Here is a 23,659-nt window from a genome sequence, read left to right on the forward strand (position 1 = left end):
ATAATTAAATGCGAAAGAGAAGGTTATTGATAAAAATAGGCGTAATTCATCTTTTCCTGCGTTACGGGATTATTGTACACACCCTTCACAGGCTTATTCAGATCATTGTATTCGTAACTCATATTCCAGGAATGATCCGGTTCCGCAATATCGCTTACACCCGTGAGGCAATGGGGTGAGTTAAATCCGTCCATGATAAATCCGTTTAAAAGCGCTTCATCACCAAAGTTCATAGGCGAAAGTTTATCATTGTATTGAAAACTGATAGTCTGAGGTGGGTTCAGCACACCATAATCGGCAAACTGTATCGTCATCACCGAAATATTTTCCTTTTCATCATAGGTGTAGCCGGTAACTTGCTCATCGGCGTACACATTGCTATTGGACGCTTTCCTGAGTACTTTAACCTGTGCTATGCGTTCTTTGTTGTTATACGTGTAAATAATACTGTCTCTTTCTCCGGTACTGTTTGAAAAAGTTCTGATGCCATGCGTGTATTGCCCGCTTCCGGTAAAATGCAGGTTCAGCGTTGCGCTTTCCTTCAGCAGGAGGTTGCCGCCTTCGTCATAAATATCCTCAATTTGAACCAAACGTTCTATAACACCTTTACTGTTGCGATAGTAAACAATTTCCTGTTCTATATAAGATTCGTCCGCTTCCCCTTCGAGCTTGCTTTTTATATTCAACAGCTTTTTATGATTATCGTATGCCAGCGTAATCACACCGGTATATGTAGCACCCGCAGGCTGCATCGTTACCTTAACCAGCAGCGGACCTTTGTCGTCAATGTCAGCCCTCTTTTTTTCAAAAGATTCTTCTTTGCTGCAGGAAATAAAAACAAAGATGCCTGTCAGCAGTACGAGTAGTGATTTAGGGTTCATATAAAGAAGCAGGGTTTACAGTTTTATAATTCCAGCAGCGTTTTAACGGGATCTTTTCCAAATAACAACAGTTCCGGATTTTCCAGCAATTCTTTTACTCTTACCAAAAAACTTACCGATTCCCTTCCATCAATAATACGGTGATCATAGCTTAACGCAACATACATCATGGGTTTTATGACCACCTGCCCGTTTATGGCCATGGGGCGCTCCTGTATTTTATGCATGCCCAATATGGCCGCCTGGGGTAGATTAATAATTGGCGTGCTCATCAATGAACCAAATACACCACCATTGGTAATGGTAAACGTTCCACCCTGCAATTCATCCATGCTTAATTTATTATCACGGGCTTTATTGGCCAGTTCTATCACTTTCTTTTCAATATCGGCCATGCCCAGGCTTTCTACATTTCGTATAACCGGAACAGTTAGCCCGCGTGGCGTACTTACGGCAATGCTGATATCTGCATAATCATGATACACAAGTTCTTCGCCGTCTATATTGGCGTTTACGGCCGGCCATTCAGACAATGCGATAGCACATGCTTTTGCAAAAAAGCTCATAAATCCCAAACCTACGCCGTGTATTTCCTTAAACTTATCCTTAAATGCCTTCCGGATTTCCATGATGCGGGTCATATCCACTTCATTGAACGTGGTAAGCATGGCAGTGGTATTTTTTGATTCTACCAGCCGCCTGCTGATCGTTTTACGAAGGCTTGTCATTTTTTGGTTACGCACATTACGGGTAAACAGTTCCTGCCCATCGAAAGCTTTTTTGCCCGGGTTGGCCAAGGCGGCCAATACATCGCCTTTTACAATTCTGCCGGCAGTTCCACTGGCCGTTATACTTTTGGGATCAATTTTTTTATCGGCTATAATTGCAGCCGCTACGGGTGTAGCTTTTACATCAGCCGAATGAGTTGCCGCACGCGCGCTAACCGCAGCCTGGGCAGCGGGTTTTGGTTCGGCAACAGCCGGTTGGTGTGCCGCTGCTTTTTGTTCAGCGGGTACGGCAATATCCGTGTCAATTGTGGCTATAACATCCCCTATTTTAACGGTATCTCCTTCCTTTGCCGAAGCCGACAACTTGCCGGCTTCTTCTGCATTGAGCTCAAAAGTGGCCTTTTCACTTTCCAGTTCAGCAATCACTTCATCACGCCTTACCAGGTCGCCATCTTTTTTTGCCCACTTCAATAAGGTAACCTCACTTATAGACTCTCCCACCACAGGCACTTTCACCTGTATTTTGCCCTTGCCAGCCGCTTTGGCTTCTTCAGCAGGTTTTATAACTGCAGGCGCTGCTTTATCTTCAGCTTTACCATTCGTTGCAGGAGCAGGGGCTTCTGCAACTGCCGGTTTAGCCACCGTTTCATCTATTTTAGCCAACACAGAGCCAATGGCAATGGTATCGCCTTCGTTTACCTGTGTTTTTAATACCCCTGCTTTTTCAGCATTCACTTCAAATGTAGCTTTTTCACTTTCCAGCTCCGCAATCACTTCATCCCTTTCAACATATGCACCATCGGGCTTAACCCATTTTAATAAAGTAACTTCGCTTATAGATTCTCCTACTACCGGAACCTTGATGTCAATCATGTTTTTTCAGTTTATGCTGATTTATCCTGTTATAAAGTTAAATGGAAAATGCTGTTTCAATAATTTCCGCCTGCTCCTGTGCATGTATTTTAGTAAACCCCGATGCAGGTGAGGCACTGCTTTCCCTGCTGATTACCCCATAATTCATTTCAGGCAGCCCCATTTGCCTTAAACCGGTATTAAGATTCATTTGCAGAAAGGAGGCGGCGCCCATATTCAGCGGCTCTTCCTGGACCCAATACCATATGGCTTTATTGTACTTACCATACAAAGCAGATAATTGCTTGTAAGGTAATGGATATAATTGTTCTACCCTTACGAGTGCCACATCTTTTCTGCTGTCTTTTTGTTGTTTGGCGGAAAGATCAAAATAAATTTTGCCCGAGCAAAAAATAACTTTTTTTACTGCAGCAGCATCTCCTGTAAAAGCATCATCTATAACTTCCCTGAACCTACCGCTGGTAAATTCATCAGCAGGTGAATAACTGCCCGGGTGACGCAGATTGGCTTTAGGAGAAAAGACGATCAATGGCTTGCGGAAGGGCCATGCCACCTGCCTGCGCAAAGCATGAAAGAAATTAGCGGCTGTAGAAATATTGGTAACTACCATATTTAGCTCGGCACACATTTGTAAAAACCTTTCCATCCTGCCAGAGCTATGCTCCGGACCCTGCCCTTCATAGCCATGAGGCAATAGCATGGTTATGCCATTCATCCTGTTCCATTTTTCTTCGCCCGATGAAATGAACTGGTCAATCATAGGTTGCGCCACATTACAAAAATCTCCAAACTGAGCTTCCCATACCACCAGTGCATTTGGGTTAGCCAGTCCAAAGCCATATTCAAACCCTAATACGCCATATTCACTTAAAAAAGAATTGAAGATCCTGTATTTTCCTTTTGCGCCAGGTATGGTGCTAAGCCGGTTATAAGGTTCATCTGTATTTTCGTCCTGCAAAACTGCATGCCTGTGAGAGAAGGTGCCCCTGCATATATCCTGCCCGCTCATACGCACATCTTTGCCATCGAGCAATATACTTCCATAAGCCAGTAATTCACCCGTAGCCCAGTCTAATTTTTTTTCTTTATCGAATAGCTTTATTTTTTCGTTGATTATTTTCTCCACTTTGCGAAGCGGGGTAAAATTATCCGGCCATTTCATCATCGCATCAAAGACGGCAGTAAAATTTTCACCGGTGATGGCGGTAACAGGCGACTGTTCAAAATCCTCATCTGTAGCTTTCCTCAACTGCTTCCACCACTTGTCTGGCTGCTGGTAAGTATACGGCAATGGGTTTTGCTTCACCTCATCTAAGCGATCCTGCAAATCGTCCCAAAACTTTTTTTCCATACCCTTCGCCAGTTCCTGCGCTTCGGGCTCCCCATGTTCCAGCAGGTATTTTATGTATACTTCCCTTGGGTTAGGATGCTTGTCAATTAAGGCATACAGGGTGGGTTGTGTAAATTTAGGGTCATCGCCCTCATTGTGACCATGTTTGCGGTAACACACCATGTCTATAAATACATCAGACTGAAATTCTTTGCGGTACCGCGCAGCTATTTCGGAGCACTTTACTACAGCTTCGGGGTCGTCGCCATTTACATGCAATACGGGCGCCTGTACCATAGCTGCCAGTGATGTACAGTAATCTGAACTGCGTGCATCATCAAAATCGGTAGTAAATCCAATCTGGTTGTTGATCACAAAATGAATGGTGCCCCCGGTGTTATACCCTTCTAATTTGCACATCTGCAATACCTCATACACAATGCCTTGTCCCGCTATAGAGGCATCTCCATGTATAAGAATGGGCAATACTTTTTCATAATCAGCTTCATGCAAAATATTGGCTCTTCCCCTGGCAAAGCCTACCACCACCGGATCTACAGCTTCAAGATGTGACGGGTTCGGCATGAGCTTTACATACATCACTTTATCACCAGGCGTTTTTACCTCGCTGCCAAACCCGAGGTGATATTTCACATCCCCGCTTCCCATCGTTTGGTCAACCTTGCCCGTGCCCTCAAATTCACTAAATATCTGCTCATAGGTTTTACCCATTATATTGGCTAAAATATTCAGGCGACCGCGGTGCGCCATGCCTATCACTACTTCCTGCACACCAAATTCAGCAGCCTTGTTGATAATAGCGTCTAATGCCGGAATAGTGGTTTCACCCCCTTCTAATGAAAACCTTTTTTGACCTATGTATTTGGTGTGAAGGAACTTTTCAAACATCACACCCTGGTTGATCTTCTCTAATATTCTTTCTTTTTGTTTGAGTGAAAGCGGCTGAATGAAATTCCTTTCCATTTCAGTAGTCAGCCAGTCTACTTTTTTTTGATCGCTGATGTATTTGAATTCTATGCCCACATGCCCTGCATAGCAGGCCTGCAAATGCTCCAGTATTTTTCGCAAAGAAGTGGTACCCAGTCCAATAAGGTTGCCGGCAAAAAAATGCTTATCCATGTCTTCTTCACTGAATCCAAAGAAACCAAGATTAAGATTAGCACCCCTGTCTTTTCGTTTGCGTATCGGATTGGTGTTGGCAATAAGATGCCCTTTATTGCGGTAGCCCAGGATAAGCCGGTAGGCCCCCAATTCCTTTTTCCAGTTCACCCCATCGGTAGTGGTGTAAGGCTGTGCCTGTTTATCTGTGGCTCCATATTCGGCGGCTCCATTTACCGCAGTTTTATTATTGGCAATGGCAAAATCGAATCCCTCAAAAAACTTTTTAAAATCCGGATCTACGCTTTCCGGGTTCTTCACAAAGTCATTATATAAATTTTCTATGTATGCGGGATCTGAGCTGGTTATATACGAAAAATCCTTCATGAGGTTATCTTTTGAAAACAGACACAAACCTACGTGATTTTGGTGATATGATGACTTAAAACAACCGTCAAAAGCAGGCGGTTATATGCTAATTTTGTATTTTTTGAATTGGCATAACGACATATAATTATCATTCATTTTACTTGCTTCAAAAAATGCCAGAATGGTGCCCATGAACACATTAAAACCACTTTTTGATATATAAAATTTGGATTTGAATGTATATCCGCCTACCTTTGCCGTCCAAAATTTTTTAAAAATGGCTAATCATAAAGCTACGAAAAAGGATATGCGGCAGGCCGCAAAACGCAGGGACAGGAACCGTTATTATGGTAAAACCACCCGTAATGCCATACGCGACCTGAAAGTAATCACCGATAAAAAGGGAGCCAAAGAGGAATTTCCTTCCGTAGAAGGCATGATAGATAAGTTGGCTAAACGTGGTATTATACATAAAAACAAGGCCGCCAATCTTAAAAGCAAGTTAGCCAAAAGAGTAAATGCCCTTGCAACAGCCTAAATAGTTTGATCATATATCTTTGACTGCATTCTGTAAAAAGAATGCATTTTTTTTGCCCGCTCTTAAAATCGGCTTCTCCAGGTCCACAGATTGTATCTTGCGGGGAAATTATTTCTCTCCTAAAAATGAATGGTCTTGAAAAAAAATCTCCTCCCTGTACTGCTTTGTTTTTTTTATCTCCAAAGTACAGCCCAGGATATCTTTAAAGGGTATGAGCATCTTTTTACGCCACCCCTGCATTACACGGCTTATCAAATTAATGATGCATTGCATATTGATGGAAAAATGGATGAAAAGGATTGGGGGAAAGCGCCCTGGTCGGTATATTTTTCCGATATTGAAGGAGATAAAAAACCTCGTCCTGCTTTTAAAACGCGTTTTAAAATGCTATGGGATAGGAGCCATCTGTATATTGCTGCTGAACTGGAAGAGCCGCATATATGGGCTACACTAACGCAGCACGACCAGGTTATATTCCACGATAATGATTTTGAAGTATTTATTGATGCCGATGGCGACACCCATGATTATTTTGAAATAGAGATCAATGCCCTGAATACTATTTTCGATCTTTTTTTATCGAGACCTTACCGCAACAGAGGCGTTTTATCAACTGCCTGGAATGCAGCGCATTTAAAAACGGCTGTTCACACAGAGGGAACGCTTAATGATGCCAGTGACAGAGATAAAAAATGGACAGTGGAAATGGCAATCCCATTCGCCGCACTTCAAAAGAATAATGTGCCCCCTGATCCGAAAAAAAATTCATTGTGGCGTGTTAATTTTTCAAGGGTACAATGGGACACTGAAATTGTTGAAGGAAAGTATAAGAAAAGGATTAATCCCCTTACAGGCAAATCATTTCCTGAGCACAACTGGGTGTGGTCGCCGCAGGGTATAATTAATATGCATTACCCGGAAAGGTGGGGTTATCTTAGGTTTGCAGAACAGGAAGCAACAAAAGAACACGATGATTTCGTTCTGCCCCAGTCCGAAGAATTAAAGAAATATCTCTGGCTGCTGTATTACAAGCAGAAGCAATACCTGAGAAGCAATGGTAAATATGCCGGCAGCCTTTCACAACTTGAATTGCCTCCAAACATTGCCAACGTAAAGGGAAATGAATGTACCTTGCAATTAACATCGGCCGGTACGCAATTTAACGCTACCATTATTTGTGATGGTCAAAAAGCAGGCTGGCAAATTGATCAGAACGGTAAAATCATTCATTTAAGTAACGATAATGAATAAACGGAAATTCATAAAATCAGCGCTGGTTGCGGGTGCCGCCACCCTTTCGCTGCCCCTACAACCGTATGCTGCCGAAACACGAAAAGTAGACCAACGAAAAATAAAACGCAAGCATTGGGTATGGATCAATCCCAACCCTGCCGATAAAGAAGAAGACCTGCAAAATCTGTATGCCGGATACCATGACGCCGGCATAAGAGGTATTTTTTTTGAAGCAGACAGTGAAAAGCATTATCGCATCGCAAAAAGTAAAAAATTAGAAGCCCATCGCTGGATGTGGATCATGAACAGGGGAGAAAAAGAATTGCTGCAAACCCATCCGGAATGGTATTCCAAAAACAGGAACGGGGATTCCTGCGCTGATAAACCGCCCTACGTAAATTATTACCGCTGGCTTTGCCCTTCCCGGGAGGAGGTTAAAACGTATTTGGAAGATCAGGTAAAAGCTGCACTGGCAAAAGATTACGTGGATGGCATTCACTTAGATTATATCCGTTACTGCGATGTAATTTTGCCCGTTAACCTGTGGAGCAAATATGGCATTGAACAAAACAAAGAATTACCGGAATATGATTTTTGCTATTGTGAAGTGTGCAGGAATAATTTCAAATCATTAAAGGGTATAGATCCGCTGGACATGCGATACCCCGACCAGAGCCCTTCGTGGAGAAAGTTCCGGTACGACAATATAACGGAAGTGGTTAACCGCTTATCTGCTGTAGCGCATTCCTATAAAAAACGCATTACCGCCGCGGTATTTCCTACCCCTGAAATAGCCAAACGAATCGTGCGCCAGGATTGGGTAAACTGGAATTTAGATGGGATTTGCCCGATGATCTATCATGGATTTTACAAAGAAAATACAGCCTGGATCGGCGATGCCGTAGATGAAGGCGTAAAAGGATTAAATGGCCGGTTTCCATTATACGCCGGACTATTCCTTCCTGATTTTAAAAATGATGACGATCTCAAAATGGGCATTCAATATGCATTAAACAATGGCGCCGCGGGTGTTTCTTTTTTTGGAAAAGTAGATGAAAAAATACTGGCATTGCTTAAAAGCATTCCTGCGTAATACAAATAACAAAGGTTGCCAACCCTTTTATGATGCTCACTTCTTTGTAAAGGATTAGCAACCCTGTATCCTCCGGCTTTTGCCGTCAGGGTTTTGGAGCTTCGGGGGCATCTTTTACCATCACCGGCCAAACACCCGGTGCAGGCACGCTCACCCCCTTGTTCAATCCTCTTTGCATATTATCCGCACCAAAATAATACATTGGCCATCCTTTATAAGTAAGCTGTTTTTTGCCAAATACATCTATAGCGGTAAACAACGTTTTATCTAATATAGAAGGTACAACTACCTGGTCCGTTTCATAAATAGGCCATACAGGATTATTAGAAAAATCTGCTTTGGTAAATTTATTTATATTAAAGCTATCAATGGCAAACCCATACAATGTAACGCCTTTGGGATCTGAAAAATACAGTGTTTTGCCAGTGCCTTCCGTATAATCGCTTTTGTACGTTTTCCCGTCGTTGCCTGTTAACTGCGCGTTTACCAGCATGATGCTATAATCTGGTTTAGCCACAAACCACACATTGCCGAAGGCTTCTCCTTTTGTTTCGCCCGGCGCCTCGCGAACATTTGCGCCACCCACCACAGGAGCATAATAGTATAAAGGCCAGGTTTTATACGTAGTTTGTTTTCCTGCGGGTGTTGTTATGGTTCCGAAATCTGCAATATCAAGTCCTGATACCAAACTGGCCTGTGCAAGATTATCACCGGCATAGTATATAGGCCAAAGGGCAAGGCACCCGCCTGCACAATTGGATTGTCCGTTATAATCATTGGAAAAATAATAGAGTGTATTGCCCAGTGTATCTGTAAGGTAAGAACCTAAAGCAGCACTGGTAGCAAGCTGAACAGCAGGCTTTTTTTCGGGTGGTGTGGGCTCACTATCCTTACTGCAGGAAACAGTTAATACCACACATGCAATCAAAATCATACCGGCGCGGCTTACCGGCTTCATAACAAAAAGGTTTGAAGCCCGTTTTGAGTACAACATATACAAATCAGGTTTAAAAATGAAATGATGGTTTATCGTTCCAATAAGGAGCAGCGTTGAATGGTATATACTTCGTAATTAGAGGATCAAAGGTTGCCTGGACGAGAAATAAAATACGATGGCAGTTTATTCCGAAACCTGTTTCTGCGTTCAAATTTTCGATACCCCCTCTTCTTCTTTCCCCTGTTTAATCACTCCATTTTATATATTTTTACAACATGAAGACCTGCATGCTTTCTTTTTTTATTTTACTGTTCTTTTACGGCCATGCCCAGGACACCATAGCCTGTTATTTTGATGAAGAACTGTCGCTAACTACTAAAAAACACGGCACATATCCGGGAACAATAACAGCGCACGGGAATGGCTGGGAAGCTGTTGCATTTTACAGCAACGGAAATCCTTTAATGCAGGGTTTATTTAAAGACAAAAAATTAAAAACCAAACAGGGATATTATACCCTCTATTATCCCAATGGAAACCGCCGGGCTTTTACTTATTTCAACAACAATACGGCGGATAGTACTTTTATGGGATGGCATGCAAACGGACAACTAAGCGATTCGGGATTAATACGTCAGCAACTGCGTACAGGTACATGGAAAACCTGGTATTCCAATGGCCAACAGGAATCATCGGGCAATTTTCTTAATGGAGCACCAGATGGCATATGGCTTTGGTATTATGCCAATGGCAAGCCGGCAACCATAGAAACTTATGGCAATAACAAATTGCAGGACCTTACCTGCTTCGACACACTGGGTATTGCAACTGGCAGCAATTGCCGGATAGAAAAAAAGCCCTGTCCTAAAAAAGCCTACGACTTTGAAACATTCATCATAGAAAATTTATTATATCCAAAGGATGCGTTAAAAAAGGGCATTGAAGGAGAGGTGTCTTTTGAGTTTTTTATTACCAAAGAAGGAAAGCTTACCAATATTAATTTTACCAATGAAGCCAATACATTACTGCAGGAAGAAGTGGTGCGGTTGCTAAAATCGGTTCCTGCGTGGGAACCCGCAGTTTCGCATAACCGGAATATAGATTACCTGTATACTTATACTGTTCCTTTTTATTTACCGGATTAGGAAATGATTTGTGGCTATGAGCTATCAGTAGAGTTATTACTAACGATAGGATAAATACTCCTTCTTTGTACTGCCCAGGCTCATAGACTGCTGATAGCCTCCGAATTTCAGATTGCCCAGCTTTGGATTTTTCATATCACTGGCAGTAAAAAATAAGGGCCCTTAAGCACTTTGAAAACGACATGGTATAGCCGGGCGTAAGCATTGTTAGAGGACCCTGAAGGCTCGCTCTATGGTTTTTATAAACCTTATATACCTTCGGGACAGAGATGAGCTATATTGAAGTACTTCGGTACAGCCTATATCTGTATCTATTTGTTTCTTGTGTTTTGTTTTTTGGTTCTTATTGTATTCCTTTGGATTCGCGGTTACCAGCTTATTTCCACTGTAATTCCTTCGGGGCTATTGTTGAAACCCAATAGCAATGTGTGCGAAGCTGCATCCCATTCTTTTTTAATATCAGGGAGCGACTCTTTTTTATCATTTGTTACACTTATCTTTTTAGGATTTGCCGGCAGTAAGATCCGCATCCGGTTTACGGTATTAAGCGGGCTCTTACAAACAAAAGAATAGGATTTTGCACCGGTCTTTTGATCGTATACCCTGCAGGCTGATGCCAGCACCTGCGGCTGCTTTTTATTTTTGATCCTTGAAATATTGTATAAAAAAGCCTGATGTCCGGGGTTTACAATTTTTTCCGGCAATACCGGTAGTTCCGGATCAAATAAATCTACTACCAGGCCATTCACTGTATATGGCTGTGCATTTGTACTTTCGTCCATTACAGATACAATATCATAAGGACCACGTTGCAGGTAAAAATTGTTTTTTAGCTGCAGCTCACCTTCTTTCGCGTCTGTTTGATAAGCTTTCTTTATGATACGCATATAGTCTTCATCGCCATTGCTTTCCATTACAAAAACTTTGGGATTCTGTCGCAGGATGTACACTTTACCTTTACCCACAACTGCTTCCTGGCTCTTGTCAGTTGGTTTTATCTGCAACAGTTCAAACAGGTGTTGGGAAGGCGCTGAATATTTGTTGCTGCCCGTATTCCACCACTCCATTACGGATTGATAAGGATCATCATCGCGCCCGCAATAAACCAGTACACCACCTTGTTTCACCCAATCCGCCAGGTGCTGATGTATATTGGCCGAAACAGGCTTCATATTGGAATAACTCATCACCAGCACTTTTATATCCTTTAAGGTATTGGTATACTCCAGGTTTTCCATGTGAACGGTTTGTACAGGTGTGCCCCGCTTTACTAACGGTAATGTTTGACCGTAGAAATTGGAAAACTGCGGATCTTCAAAACCATTGTGTACCGGGAACCGCTGAAACATCAGTGAATTGCCCATCAATACTCCGATACCGTTTGATCCGGTAACCTTATTGCGCGACACCTGTATATCATTCAGCGCATTTACCATTACCTGCATCTGCGTGGAATAATATTTCGGGATCAATACTTTTTCATCGCTGTTGGCAAGCTTATAGGGGCGTGTATAGATCCTTTCGGGCCATGGCATTACTTCGTAGTTGGCTACTGTTGGATAGAGTAACTGGGCAGTAAATGTAGCCTCGTAATTTCTCTTATAATCAGCCCAGTCTCGCGGCCAATCTTCAATAGGGTCTGTAAGGAAGAAAAGCTTACGTCCTGTTGGCGCTGTCATAGATACCATAGAACCGTATTCTAAGAATGCATTTTCAAAAACGCGTTCTTTTTCTAATCCGTTAAAGTACGTTGGCTCTCTTGATGTGCCAGTCCATACCTGCGCAATATATCCGTCAATGCCGGGCAATGAAGCTAGGCTGGCTTCGGGGCTTACGATCTGCCATGAGGAATAATTCACCAGCGAATGTGTAGGTATATACACTTTTACGTCCATCCCTTTTGTTTTTCCGTATTCCTTTGCATACGCTGAAACCTGGTCAATGGCATGGTAATACAAATGATACTTCAGCTTGCCGGACAGGTAAGTGTTTTCGGGCGACTCGTGTTGCGGTCGCCAGGGAAAACCATAATAGCTTTGCCACTCTTTTTTAAATGACTCGCTGTAGCCCGCTCTTGCCCAAAATTCAGGCTCTTCAAGATAAATGGAGCTGATGCCTGCATCAATCACTCTTTTGATCACCTTTTGCTTCATGTATTCTATGAAGGATGCAACGGGTACTACATAGGGAATGTTTCTCCCATGCCAGATCGTGTCGCCTTTTACGGTTTGCTGTCCTTCTCCCAGGTGATTCTTTCCATCCCATTTACCCAGAAAATAATCATCATACTGCCCCCAGGCTATGCCCGTCATGAAATGCGTTTGATACCCGCGATCCCGCCACGATTTTACTCTTTCTTCAAACGACATTTTTCCTCTTTCGCTTACCCCGTATACAATAGCGATATCGGAACGTACATCAATTTCCGGTATCCAGTTATGCGCTGTCTGAAAAGCCGTTTTTTCCTGGGCCACGGCGGTAATAAATAATACATTCGAAATGAGTAAGCCCGATAATATGTTCCTGAATTTCATCCGTATATTTTTAGTTTTTAAGGCAAATCTACCCTCACCGCTTCGTTATAATTGTGCCGCCTGATATTTTCGGTAGCATAATTGATTCTTGCTGCCGCCCTTATAAATACTGTTCTTCCCGGTGGAATGTTGCCCTGTGTAGTGATTGTTATGGGTTGACCCAACGATGCATTAAACGAATCTCCGGGATAATCTATGATGGTAGTATAGCGATTGTCCCATTCCCTGTAACCTACAAACGGCATCTGGCTTACAAATAAACGCACATCCGTAATATTAAGAAAATCATCGCTATAGTTTCCCATAGGTTCAACCTTAGCTTTAAAATCTTCAGGGCTTACTCCCCGTGTAACAATTACTGTTGCTGTAATTTTGCCATCACTCAACGTTGGAGATCCTGCCCATTCTAATTTGAGGAATGGCTGTACTTTAAACTCAACTTCAGTTACACCATTGATGTCAAGCGTCTTCGACTCGTCTGCAAGTGTATCTCCATCTGTATTTAACCGAACAATGGGAATAAATGCGCCATCCACTCTGACGTTGTAGTTGCCTTTAAAAACTTTTGTATTCTGAAACACGCCTTCTTTCATACAAAAGAAGTCAAGATTTTCAGGTGCAGACGCTTTCCAGCTCAACTCCCGCATCCTTACTCTTGTCCCTTCACTTCCCTGGTCTGTAAGTACCGGTTCACCTGTAACGGCGTCTACTACAGTCCCTTTTAAAGTTTCTCCCGGCTCGGCGTAATTATCAATTTTTGCGCAGGAAAAAGTTCCTGCCACGATGATCAAATTCATTATATAATAAAAAAACTTTTTCATTCGTATATTTTTTATTTTTTACATTTTTGTCGGATGGAACGCCCTTTATACATTCCCATGCTGTGAAAAAAAATTACAAGGGCGTTTCATGCTTTTACTTTTAATCATTTACAATTGGCAGCTATCTGCCTGGTTGCTGGTCTATAACCTGACTTTTTGTTACTTCGGCGCCGGGTATTGCGAAATAATATTCCTGCTCTGTTAGCCTGAAGCGCTTTCTTGCTTCTTCAAATCCTGCATCAAAAAACCATTTACCCGCTACAGCCGAATAAAAAGGGTATAACCCGCGATAATAGGCGCCATCGGATTGTCTGAAGCCATTTAACATGTCTGAATGTTGTGTTCTCCACCTGCGTATATCCCACAAAATTTTATGCTCAAAAGCCAGTTCCTTTCTGCGTTCTTTCCGGATTACCTGCAATCCCTGCTCCCCGGCTATATCTGAAATTCCAGCCAGGGGATCGGCTCCGGCTCTTTCCCTGATGCTTCGGATGGCTTCATACGCAACTGTATTCAAATCATCTCCATCCGGTGAACTTACGCCTGCCAGCATCAGCTCAGCCGCTGCTTCCGCTGCATTTAACAACACTTCAGCATATCGCATTAAAATAAAAGATTGCTCTGACCTTCCTTCCAGCACCAATGCCTGGGGAAGGTTAGGATTAATCCATTTACGAACAGCAAAGCCTGTAAATGCAGCCGTTAAATCTGAAGTACCGAACGGGCCGTTTTTGCCGCCTCCATTCATCTTTGTTCCATCAGGTAAGGTAACCACCTCATGGGTTGTACCATTTTGAGACAAAAACAAAGATTTGTTTCCTGCAAAAGCACCACTGGCTGTATAAGCATCCGTTTGGTTGTATGTTTGCGGTCCTCCGATAGAATAGTTTGTTGTACCGTTTACAGTACGCAATGGTGCAATTCCGCCTGCAACGCTACCGGTATATACACCTCTTCTTATTTCCATTACCTGCCCTTTAAGAACATCACCCGGAAAAATAACATAAGCCCTCAAACGTGGTTCTGCATTTGCAAAAATATCAGTAGGCTGATCGTATAAGATGTATTTTTCATTCGCATCCCATACCTTAATCGTACCATCCGGATTTTTATCAATTCCGTCAAATAGCTCCACGAAATCAAGTGTTGGACAATTGCCTGCCGAATATCCATTACCGCCCATTAGCTGGCGTGGAATATTATAAGAATCGTAGCCATGGGCAAGGTCCGGCCATTTATAATCTTTGGTATAAATATTTTCGGGACTCGAGGCGTCAAAAAACATGTCAACCATATTTTGGTATTGAGCCTCTTTGTCGCCTGCAGACCATTTCTTTTTGTAAAGAGAATATTTACCCGATTTGATGATACTATTTGCCGATGTATACGCCTCGGTAAAATATTTTGCCGAAGCGGCTGCGGCAGTGGCGGGATCAAACCCTATTACACGTACTTTGGTTTTTTGTCCAAACCCTGTTATCGTATTGTATTTTGCAACGCTACCTGCAAACAGCATAGCCTCCGATTTAAATGCCAAGGCCACATATTTATTGGCATAGCCTTTAACAGGACTGGTTTCAAACAGGTTTGCCACGGCCATATCAAAATCTGCAAGTACCTGATTCCATGTTTCCTCCTCAGTTGCACGGGGAACCTCTAAAGCTGTGGCATCTTTTTCGGGATATTGAAGCAGGGAGGTTACCAATGGTACACCTCCATATCTTTTTGCCAGCGCATAAAACACTATCGCCCGGGTAAAATAGGCTTCGCCGATGTATTGGGTATATTCTGTTTCGTTAAAGTTGTCTTTATAAGCAGGGAGCTTCTCTAAAAGATTATTGGCATCTCTGAGCAAATTAAATGCACGCCCCCAATAGGCTCCGTTACGCGCCCATCCTTCGGAGGTCATTGCTTCACCGGCATCCCTTCCAAGCGATGAACCTTCATTTGTACCTGGCGTTACCAACCAGTCATCAAAGAATTGCCTTGCCGGTGAATATTTAAAATCTTCAAATGGCATCTGGCTGTACATTCTTGACAGGTAAAGCTGCATTCCCTTTGAGTTAGAAAAAAGGTCTGCTTCATTAACAATGTTCTTTGGTGGAACATCAAGATATTTTTTGCAGGAGCTGAATAGGAAGAAGGCTCCCAAAATAATGTATAGAAAATAATATTTAGATTTCATGATGATCATATTAAAATGTAACATTTAGGCCAACGGAAACCGTTTTATTTAACGGATATAAATAACCGTACGTATCATTAGGATGTTCAGGATCAATATACTTTACCTTAGTTGCGGTTAATAAATTATATGCGTTAATATAAAAACGCGTGTTTTTTATGCCTGCTCTTTTGGTCCAGGTTTCCGGCAACGTATATCCCAGTTCAATTGTTTTTAATCTTAAATAAGCCCCGTTCACAGAATTATAAGAAGAAGATACATCCGCCAGCGATCCGGTATAACCATAATATCCCGGCACCCATTCTGTAGCCGGGTCATAAGGATCTGCCGCTGGGTCCTTAGGATGCCAGCGGTCCATAAACTGCACCATAGCGCCGGATTCACTGTTGCCCCATAATGGCATATACAACTGTTCCACATATTGAACGGTTGATAGTGCGGAGCCCTGAAACAGGATGAACAGATCAATTCCTTTATAAGAGAGATTGGCCGAAAGACCATAATTGATCCACGGTGTGGAGCTTAACTGAAAAGGATGCCGGTCTAAATCATTAATTTCACCATCGCCATTCCAGTCTTCGTAACGGTAATCACCGGGCAGCGTTCCGCGTCCTGTGTATACGGGGCTGTTCCAGATGTCTTCCCAGGATTCATACCTGCCATTACCGGTATATCCCCACCATACATTCTGAAGACGGTCGTTTTGATTGTTTCTCCAGTTCCAGTAAGAGCTTCCGTTCGCCCCCCTTTCAACATACAGGGCTTTCACCCGTGCATATGAAAAAATTCCTTTAAGGCTATAAGCAAGCGCGCCAATGTTGTTATTGTGTGTAACTTCAAAATCGTATCCATAGGTAACATCGCTGTTCAAGTTCTCCTGTGGAAGCGCGGCACCTACAACTGTGGGAATCCCGCCATTTCTTTGCGCAAGCAGGCCGTCCCGCTTTCTTACAAAATAATCGAACGTAACGCCAAGCAGGCCGTTCCATCCAACAAAATCTAATCCCGCATCAAAAGTGTGTGAAGTAAACCATGTAATGGCAGGGTTAATGATTCCTTTATTGCTTGCACTGGCAATAAAGTTTCCATCAAATACATATCCGCCGGTAAAATTCCTGGAATCGGAACCTGTTGGATAATTGTAACCACTTGCCCATTGATAATCAACTGCGCCATCATCGCCTGTAATGCCATAAGAGGCGCGCAGTTTCAATTGTTGTACAAACGACAGCGTACTGGAATTCCTGAAAAAATTTTCTTCTGAAATACGCCACCCTACTGAGCCTCCGGGAAAGAATCCCCAGCGATACCCATTGCCGAATTTTGATGTTCCATCGTATCTGAATAAAAATTCTGCGAGGTATTTACCCTGAAACCCATAGTTCAACCTTCCGGCCAATGCCATGTTGGTATTTTCATAAAGATCGCCTGATCCCGTATTCATTCTTCCAGCCTGGTTCAACGGAACGCCGGCAAATAAGTAGGGCAGCGGTAACGCCAGGTCTCTTTGCGCAATAAGGTTATCTCCCTCTCTCTTTTGCGCTTCCCAGATAAGCGCAGCGTCAACTTTATGTGCGCCTGCAAAATTGTTGCTGTAGTTTAAGGAGCTTTGACTTAAAAGCTGTGAATAAAAATATGCTTCGCGTGTTACCCTGTTGGGAGATTGCCTGGCAAAAGAAGTATAGGTTTGCGAAGCTTCATCGTAACGATATTGCTGGTATTCTTCCTGAAAATAATTCCTGTTGGATAAGGAGTAGTCGTAACTAAACAGGGTTTTTGCATATAAGCCCGGTATCGCCGGGATATCGTATTGAAGGCTCAGCACAGGCTGTATCCAGCTATTTTTAAACACCCGGTATCCGCTGATATCTTTATCCATAAAAGATATGGGATTATCGCCTTCTATCAAGCCATGATAGGGCCTGGCAGGATCATCGTTTGCATAAGCCGGGATTTGCGGACCCTGGCGCCAGAACGACCTGATGATCCACCATGCACTCTGGTAGGGCTGATTGGTGGTTTCTGTAACCAGGTTAATGTTTGCATCCAACGTAAATCGTTTTGCGATTTTTGCAGTAATACTTGTGCGGAGGTTATACTTATTATAATTAAGATCGTTTGTTTTAAAAAAACTTCCCTGGCTCATGTATCCGCCACCAACATAATATTGAATTTTATCGTTACCACCGGTAATGCTTAAATTATGTTGTGTTTGAGGAGCATAATTTGCCCATACCAACGGGTACCAATCGTAACTTTTTCTTGTTCCGTTTCTGTACTCTTCGAAAATCTCATCGCTATATACAGGAGTGCCGCCATTGATATTATGCATAGCCGCTTCATTCCGGAGTGTCATATACTGGTAAATGTCAACTGTTTTGGGTAAGCCGGACGGGAACTGCCAGGTGAAGCCTCCGTCATAAGATAAAACGCTCTCATTGTTTTTTCCCTTTTTAGTGGTAATCAGAACCACCCCGTTGGCAGAGCGCACACCGTAAATGGCGGCTGATGCATCTTTCAAAACAGATATATTATCAATATCGTTTGCATTTAATCGCTGGAAATCTGCATTGGAACGGGGTATCCCGTCAATAATGATAAGGGGAGCGCCAAAGCCGCGGATATCAAATGTGTTATTAAATGCCCCTGGTTCAGCGCTTCTTTGTGCAACCCTTACACCGGAAACCTTTCCCGTCAGCATATTCTGCGGGTTTTCATTTTTGGTAGTAATCATGGCCGACCCGCTGATAGATGACACCGCACCGGTAAGTGTTTTCTTTTTCTGGCTTGCGTAACCTACGATAATGGTGTTTTCAAGTTCAGAAACGGCTACTTTCAAAGAAATCTCTATCACTTGTTGCAGAGAAGTGATTTTTACTGTTTGTGGCTCGAATCCTACGGACGAAATTTCGAGCACATCATTTATTTCCACCTCAATGGAAAAAACTCCATTGATGTCGGTGGCAATTCCTTTGCCTGTTCTCCTGTTTTTTACCGAGGCGCCGGCCAGGGAGTTGCCTTCGTTATCCCTGATCTGTCCTTTGATCTCTGCCGCAGGCGCCAAAACATCCATTTCATTAAGCGGTTGAAGCGCTTTCTTTTTAATGATAATGGTTTTTTCGATAATAGCGTAGGTAAGCGGCAATTGCTTAAAGCATTCATCAAGCAAAGATTCAACCGTGGCGTTTTTTACATTTACATCTACTGTTCCTAAGTTCTGGAGCAGTTCGTCTTTGTAAAAGAAATGATAAGCGGTTTGCTGTTCAATGACTTTGAAGATCTTCTGTACCGGTACATTTTTTTCCTTTACCGTCAGCTTTTGTGCATAACCTTCGGCGTGCAACTGCAGGCATGCGGCTATCAGCAAAACAACCGTAAGTTTCATAATCAGTAGCACCTGCCTCACCGGCAGGCAGGTTTTGGTAAGCAGGGGCCGCATACCGGGCGGAACCCTTAAAACGACTTTAAAGTTCATACATTTGTAATGTTTGGGTTATGAAAAACAATCCTTCGACCGATTGTATAAAAATGATTAACCCTTCGCCAGGGGTGCTTCAACCATCCCTGGTTCTTTGGATAACCAGCATTATCAAATTTGATCTTCGTTCAAGGTGGGTCAAAATAAATGCAAATGGTATTGTCTCTTTCTCTCAACAAATACTGAATACCATTTTTTAAAAATCACTGTTTGGGTTATTGCTACGGGAGTATAGTTAGCGTTTTGTCCTGTATTTTAAAATGAAGCCCGCTTTCTTCTAAAATTTTTAATACGGTTGAGAGTTTGCTATCCCTGTTCACAACACCGCTATAGTGCCCGTCCGGTATTTTACCGGCATAGATGGCATTCACATCATACCATCTTTCCAACTGCCGCATGATGTGTTGTATATCATCGCTGCTAAACCGGAACAATCCGTTTTTCCAGGCAACGGCCGATTCTACATTTGCATTCTGCACTTTAATCTCTGCATTGTCTTTCTGCAATAAAGCCTGCTGACCCGGAGCTATTTTTACTGCCTGTTGCTTTCCGTTACCGGATGTTGAAAAATTAACCGAACCTTCCAGTAAGCTGGTATGAATCGCTTTCTCATTTTCATAGGCCATAATATTAAAATGTGTGCCAAGCACTTCAACCTGCCAGCCGGTTGCCCCGGCATTTTGCCTACCATCGCGTACCATAAAGGTCCGCTTTTCACCGGTGCTCATTTTTGATGGCGCTATCTCAAAATAGGCTTCTCCTGTTAATTCTACCACCCGTTCTTTTTCGGGAAAAGCAACGGGAAAACGAAGAGAGGAAGCCGCGTTGAGCCATACTTTGCTTCCATCCGGAAGCACCAGTTGGTATTGGCCGCCCCTGGGTGTTGATAGTGTATTATACACAACCACTGATGAAGCTCCGGAGGCAGCCTGGTAAGACAATTGCCCTTTGCCGGTTTTAAGCACCTTTACGTCAGCTTGCCGGGTTAGCATGCCTGCACCAGCACTGTCCAGCATCAGCTCTTTTCCATCTGCCAGTTTTAAAATGGCCCTGTCTGTGCCGGGCTCAGCATCTGTAACGAAAGCTGGATGTACTGTCTTATTGATCGTAACCGCGGGAGGCGTTTGTTGTTTTGTGAAAAAAAAATAGATGATACCTGATATACTCATCAGTACAGAAGCGGCCACCATCCAGCGCAGGATGCGGATACGATTGCGGCTGCCCGGCATATGCATTTCCGGCTGCCCGGTCACCACGTTATTCTGCGTGATTTGTGCCTGCTGTAAAATTCTTTGGAAGATTTTTTCCGACCTCGACTCATCGGAAAGCCCCTTGAAATTGTCGTCCTGCAATGCCTGCTCCACTACCTGCTCCAACTGCCCTGTATTATTATATAGGCGCAAGTAATGAATAAATTGAGGGAACTCTTCAGGAGTTAGCCTGTCGTTAATATAATGCTCCAGCAGAATGTTGAATTGCACCTCGTTCATATAGCAGTCAGATGTAAATAATGAGCTTTTCCAAAATAAAGACGCAAAAAAAGAGAGGTGGTATGAGTTGTCTCATAAAAAAAATCCCATGTGCTAAAGCTGCAACCGGCTAAAGTGTTTAGATAAGTTATAAGATACCGGATACCAGGCAATATAAAATAGTAAATGCCACTGCCCCCGAATGTGTATGAAGGTATTGCCGGATAAAATGCAGTGCTTTGCTCAAGTGCGATTTCACCGTGTTTTTTGATATAGAAAGCCTTGCGGCAATTTCATCAAGACTAAGACCCTGCTGCCGGCTCAGGGAATATACAAGCTGCTGTTGAGACGGTAATTTTTCCAGCGCCTGTAAAACAAGCGCCTCCGTTTCTCTGCACAATAACTGCTGATCGGGAAGATTGCAGGATTCTTTGAAATAATCGGCCAGGTGATCAGTAAATGGCTCCTCCATTATTTTCTTTCGCAGTACGCTTAATATATGATTTCTTGCAATAATAAAAAGATAGTCACTGAATTTTCTGATGGTACTCAACTGGGTTCTGTTGAGCCATATTTTTACAAACACATCCTGTACCATTTCTTCGGCTATCACCGCCGATTTGGTAAACGTAAAAGCAACACTGTAAATTCTATCCCAGTTGGCATCAAACAATTGTCTGAATGCAGCTTCATCCCCCCTGGCGGTGTTTAAAAGCAGTGTAGTTTCATCATATGGCTTAAAGGCATGCAACCTGGCAGTAATTAAGTTTTGATAAGCGAAAGTAAACAATCATTGTTGTTTGAGAAAATTCCCGCGGGCATTCCAAACTTTGGCGCTTGTACTGCGGGGTATGTTTTTGATACGCACTGGAGTGTATGGAAGTTAGCAGTTCTCTTGCCCGAGAATCATATTGCGCAAACGATTGATATTCCGAAAATGTATGTTTATAACAAACAGGTAATATGCGCCTTTAAAATTTACACGGCTATTTATATACTTTTACATCATGAGAACTGGCGAAAAGGTCAAATCTTTATTTTTTGACGTTTGCTCTAATGGGAATATGGAGTCGTTCAACTCGTTATACCGGATGTTGTGCAGCAAACTCATACACTTTTCTGCTGCCATTACCGGTTCTTTTCATGTGGCTGAAGAAATTGTTTCCGATTTGTTTATAATGCTATGGCAAAAAAGAGAACAACTTTCCAGCGTACAGCAGCCACTGGTTTATATTTATGTATGTACGCGCAATTTATCATTGAACAGTTTAGGTCAACGAAAAAAACATATCGATTATGAATCATTAGACAGGGACGCCCTGGCAATGGCTCCTGATGTGGAAGACCGGCTTATTTCTACGGAAGTGGCTCAGCTTATTGAAAAAGCCATTCGGGAACTTCCTGCCCGTTGCCAGCTCATTTTCCGCCTTGTAAAAATGGATGGGCTCTCTTATAAAGAAGTTGCCGGGCTCCTGGAAATTTCTTCAAAAACGGTTGATGCCCAACTGGCTATTGCCATAAAAAAGCTTTCCTTAACGATACGGTTAGACATTCCTGAAGAGCTTATCAATTCCTATTTTCATCGCGAATGAAATTATTTTAAAAATCTTTAGGGAATTATTGTTTGCTATCCTGTCTTATATTTTTATGGCTTATGTATCATGACAAAAATGAAAGGATATGGCATCTTCTCGCCCGGAAAACGGCAAAGGAAATATCTGCGGAAGAGATAAAGGAACTGGAACGTTTGCTGCAGCAGTATCCGTATGCACTATATATGCAGGAACTAATGAACCAGGAATGGCGCGATACATATAAATCCTTTAATACCGGGGATATAACCCTGCTGGTGGAAAAACACAAACAGCGTTTGCATGCTGCACAACAATCAAATGAGGTTATTAGTATGAAAAGCACTGCGGCTAAACCCATTCCGCGGATACTTTTACGCTTTGCCACTATAGCGGCAAGTGTTTTATTGCTGGCGTTTGCAGGTTGGAAATGGGGGATAGGGCACTCAGAAAAAGACCCGGCCCCCTTATTACAACACCTGGCGACTCAAATGGGTTCCCGTTCGGAAGTATTGCTTCCGGATGGAACAAAAGTGCGGCTTAATGCCGGAAGTTCATTAGACTACCCTAAACAGTTTAATGGTAAAACCCGTGAGGTGAAATTAATTGGGGAAGCATATTTTGATGTAGCCAAAGACAGCGCTAAACCTTTTTTTGTTCATACCAAAGCCTTTACCATAAAAGTAACAGGCACCGTGTTCAATGTAAGGGCTTATAGCGATGAAGACAGTGCGGTAGCTTCGCTTATCCACGGGTCTGTTGAGGTACAGTTTGATAAAAACAAGGATAATATAATAATGCTGCGTCCGAATGAAAAATTAACGGTAGCGATGCCTGCAGTTCGGCCTGATGAAAACAAGAACGCTATTCCGGAAAACCACAGTAAAGAAGAAAAGATATACGTTAAAAGAGGGGCAATTACAACCATGAACGACAGCACTATTGCTGAAACGGCATGGGTACAAAATAAACTGGCATTTAAAAACATTTCCTTTGAAAAAATTGCAGCATCCCTCGAAAAATGGTTTGGCGCTGATATTCGTTTTAAAACCGAAGGTAAAAAACTGCTAAACCTTACGGGAACTTTTGAAGGAGAAAGCCTGGAAGAAGTATTGCGTGCTTTTCAATTAACGGGAACCCGTTTCCGGTATAGTAAAGACAGCGAAGGTGTGATTTGGATAGAGTAAGAATTTTATAACCAAAACTACATTTTATATGAACCAACCCCAATCCTCTTAACAATCAAGCGCTCATAGTAATCCGGTTCGTATAGTCATAAAAACGGGAAATGGAGCAAGCATTTCCCGCGCAATGAAGGCTACAAGGATTTTTGTCCAAACATTCAAACAAAAACT

General features: G+C 42.7%; 16 protein-coding genes. 6 read left to right on the plus strand and 10 right to left on the minus strand.

The genetic code is table 11. The features are described from left to right. Window positions 1–23: 23 nt before the first annotated feature. Genes FRX45_RS17475 through FRX45_RS17485 form a run of 3 tightly spaced genes read right to left on the minus strand, consistent with a single transcriptional unit; the run spans window position 24 to window position 5,318 of the window. Complete coding sequence (locus tag FRX45_RS17475; RefSeq protein WP_152269747.1) at window positions 24–881, minus strand: hypothetical protein; 858 nt, start codon at window positions 879–881, stop codon at window positions 24–26. Window positions 882–904: 23 nt separating this feature from the next. Next, the gene (odhB, locus tag FRX45_RS17480) at window positions 905–2,482 is read right to left on the minus strand and encodes a 2-oxoglutarate dehydrogenase complex dihydrolipoyllysine-residue succinyltransferase (protein WP_152269748.1); all 1,578 of its coding nucleotides are present in this window, start codon (window positions 2,480–2,482) and stop codon (window positions 905–907) included. A 37-nt stretch (window positions 2,483–2,519) separates the two neighbouring features. Continuing rightward, the gene (locus tag FRX45_RS17485) at window positions 2,520–5,318 is read right to left on the minus strand and encodes a 2-oxoglutarate dehydrogenase E1 component (protein ID WP_152269749.1); all 2,799 of its coding nucleotides are present in this window, start codon (window positions 5,316–5,318) and stop codon (window positions 2,520–2,522) included. 259 nt (window positions 5,319–5,577) lie between these two features. Between FRX45_RS17485 and rpsT the strand changes: the two genes are divergently transcribed. The 3 genes from rpsT to FRX45_RS17500 all read left to right on the plus strand — a co-directional run bounded on the left by rpsT (window position 5,578) and on the right by FRX45_RS17500 (window position 8,164). Continuing rightward, window positions 5,578–5,838: a 30S ribosomal protein S20 gene (rpsT, locus tag FRX45_RS17490; RefSeq protein ID WP_152269750.1), complete on the plus strand. Its 261-nt coding sequence runs from the start codon at window positions 5,578–5,580 to the stop codon at window positions 5,836–5,838. A gap of 135 nt (window positions 5,839–5,973) precedes the next feature. After that, a complete protein-coding gene (locus FRX45_RS17495; RefSeq protein ID WP_226805434.1) occupies window positions 5,974–7,089 on the plus strand; it encodes a carbohydrate-binding family 9-like protein in 1,116 nt (371 codons plus the stop codon). Then, on the plus strand, window positions 7,082–8,164 hold the full coding sequence (locus FRX45_RS17500) for a family 10 glycosylhydrolase (RefSeq protein ID WP_193311757.1): 1,083 nt from the start codon (window positions 7,082–7,084) through the stop codon (window positions 8,162–8,164). Before FRX45_RS17495 ends, FRX45_RS17500 begins: the two co-directional genes overlap by 8 nt. 85 nt (window positions 8,165–8,249) lie before the next feature. On the opposite strand, the gene FRX45_RS17505 is transcribed toward FRX45_RS17500, so the two are convergent. Next, entirely contained in the window at window positions 8,250–9,122 is an 873-nt protein-coding gene (locus FRX45_RS17505) for a COG4315 family predicted lipoprotein (RefSeq protein WP_152269755.1), read from the minus strand. A 254-nt stretch (window positions 9,123–9,376) separates the two neighbouring features. Here FRX45_RS17505 and FRX45_RS17510 point away from each other — a divergent pair, with 254 nt between their 5' ends. Further along, a complete protein-coding gene (locus FRX45_RS17510) occupies window positions 9,377–10,246 on the plus strand; it encodes an energy transducer TonB (RefSeq protein WP_152269757.1) in 870 nt (289 codons plus the stop codon). A 368-nt stretch (window positions 10,247–10,614) separates the two neighbouring features. Here FRX45_RS17510 and FRX45_RS17515 read toward each other — a convergent pair whose 3' ends face one another. The 6 genes from FRX45_RS17515 to FRX45_RS17540 form a co-directional block, all read right to left on the minus strand. After that, complete coding sequence (locus tag FRX45_RS17515) at window positions 10,615–12,780, minus strand: hypothetical protein (protein ID WP_152269758.1); 2,166 nt, start codon at window positions 12,778–12,780, stop codon at window positions 10,615–10,617. A 17-nt stretch (window positions 12,781–12,797) separates the two neighbouring features. Next, the gene (locus tag FRX45_RS17520; protein ID WP_152269759.1) at window positions 12,798–13,601 is read right to left on the minus strand and encodes a DUF3823 domain-containing protein; all 804 of its coding nucleotides are present in this window, start codon (window positions 13,599–13,601) and stop codon (window positions 12,798–12,800) included. A gap of 121 nt (window positions 13,602–13,722) precedes the next feature. Further along, window positions 13,723–15,786 (minus strand): RagB/SusD family nutrient uptake outer membrane protein, encoded by a 2,064-nt coding sequence (locus tag FRX45_RS17525; RefSeq protein WP_152269761.1) that lies wholly within the window; start codon window positions 15,784–15,786, stop codon window positions 13,723–13,725. Between the two features lie 10 nt (window positions 15,787–15,796). Beyond that, on the minus strand, window positions 15,797–19,261 hold the full coding sequence (locus FRX45_RS17530) for a TonB-dependent receptor (RefSeq protein ID WP_152269762.1): 3,465 nt from the start codon (window positions 19,259–19,261) through the stop codon (window positions 15,797–15,799). Window positions 19,262–19,485: 224 nt separating this feature from the next. After that, window positions 19,486–20,754 carry a FecR family protein gene (locus FRX45_RS17535; protein WP_152269764.1) on the minus strand — a complete coding sequence of 423 codons (1,269 nt, stop codon included), beginning with the start codon at window positions 20,752–20,754 and terminating at the stop codon, window positions 19,486–19,488. A 127-nt stretch (window positions 20,755–20,881) separates the two neighbouring features. After that, on the minus strand, window positions 20,882–21,523 hold the full coding sequence (locus tag FRX45_RS17540; protein ID WP_152269766.1) for an RNA polymerase sigma factor: 642 nt from the start codon (window positions 21,521–21,523) through the stop codon (window positions 20,882–20,884). 217 nt (window positions 21,524–21,740) lie between these two features. Between FRX45_RS17540 and FRX45_RS17545 the strand changes: the two genes are divergently transcribed. Both FRX45_RS17545 and FRX45_RS17550 read left to right on the plus strand, forming a co-directional pair. Next, entirely contained in the window at window positions 21,741–22,325 is a 585-nt protein-coding gene (locus FRX45_RS17545; protein ID WP_152269768.1) for an RNA polymerase sigma-70 factor, read from the plus strand. Between the two features lie 62 nt (window positions 22,326–22,387). Further along, window positions 22,388–23,491 (plus strand): FecR family protein, encoded by a 1,104-nt coding sequence (locus FRX45_RS17550; protein WP_152269769.1) that lies wholly within the window; start codon window positions 22,388–22,390, stop codon window positions 23,489–23,491. The last annotated feature ends 168 nt before the right edge of the window (window positions 23,492–23,659 follow it).

This window comes from Agriterribacter humi, assembly GCF_009192765.1.
GTDB classification, from domain to species: Bacteria; Bacteroidota; Bacteroidia; order Chitinophagales; family Chitinophagaceae; genus Agriterribacter; species Agriterribacter humi.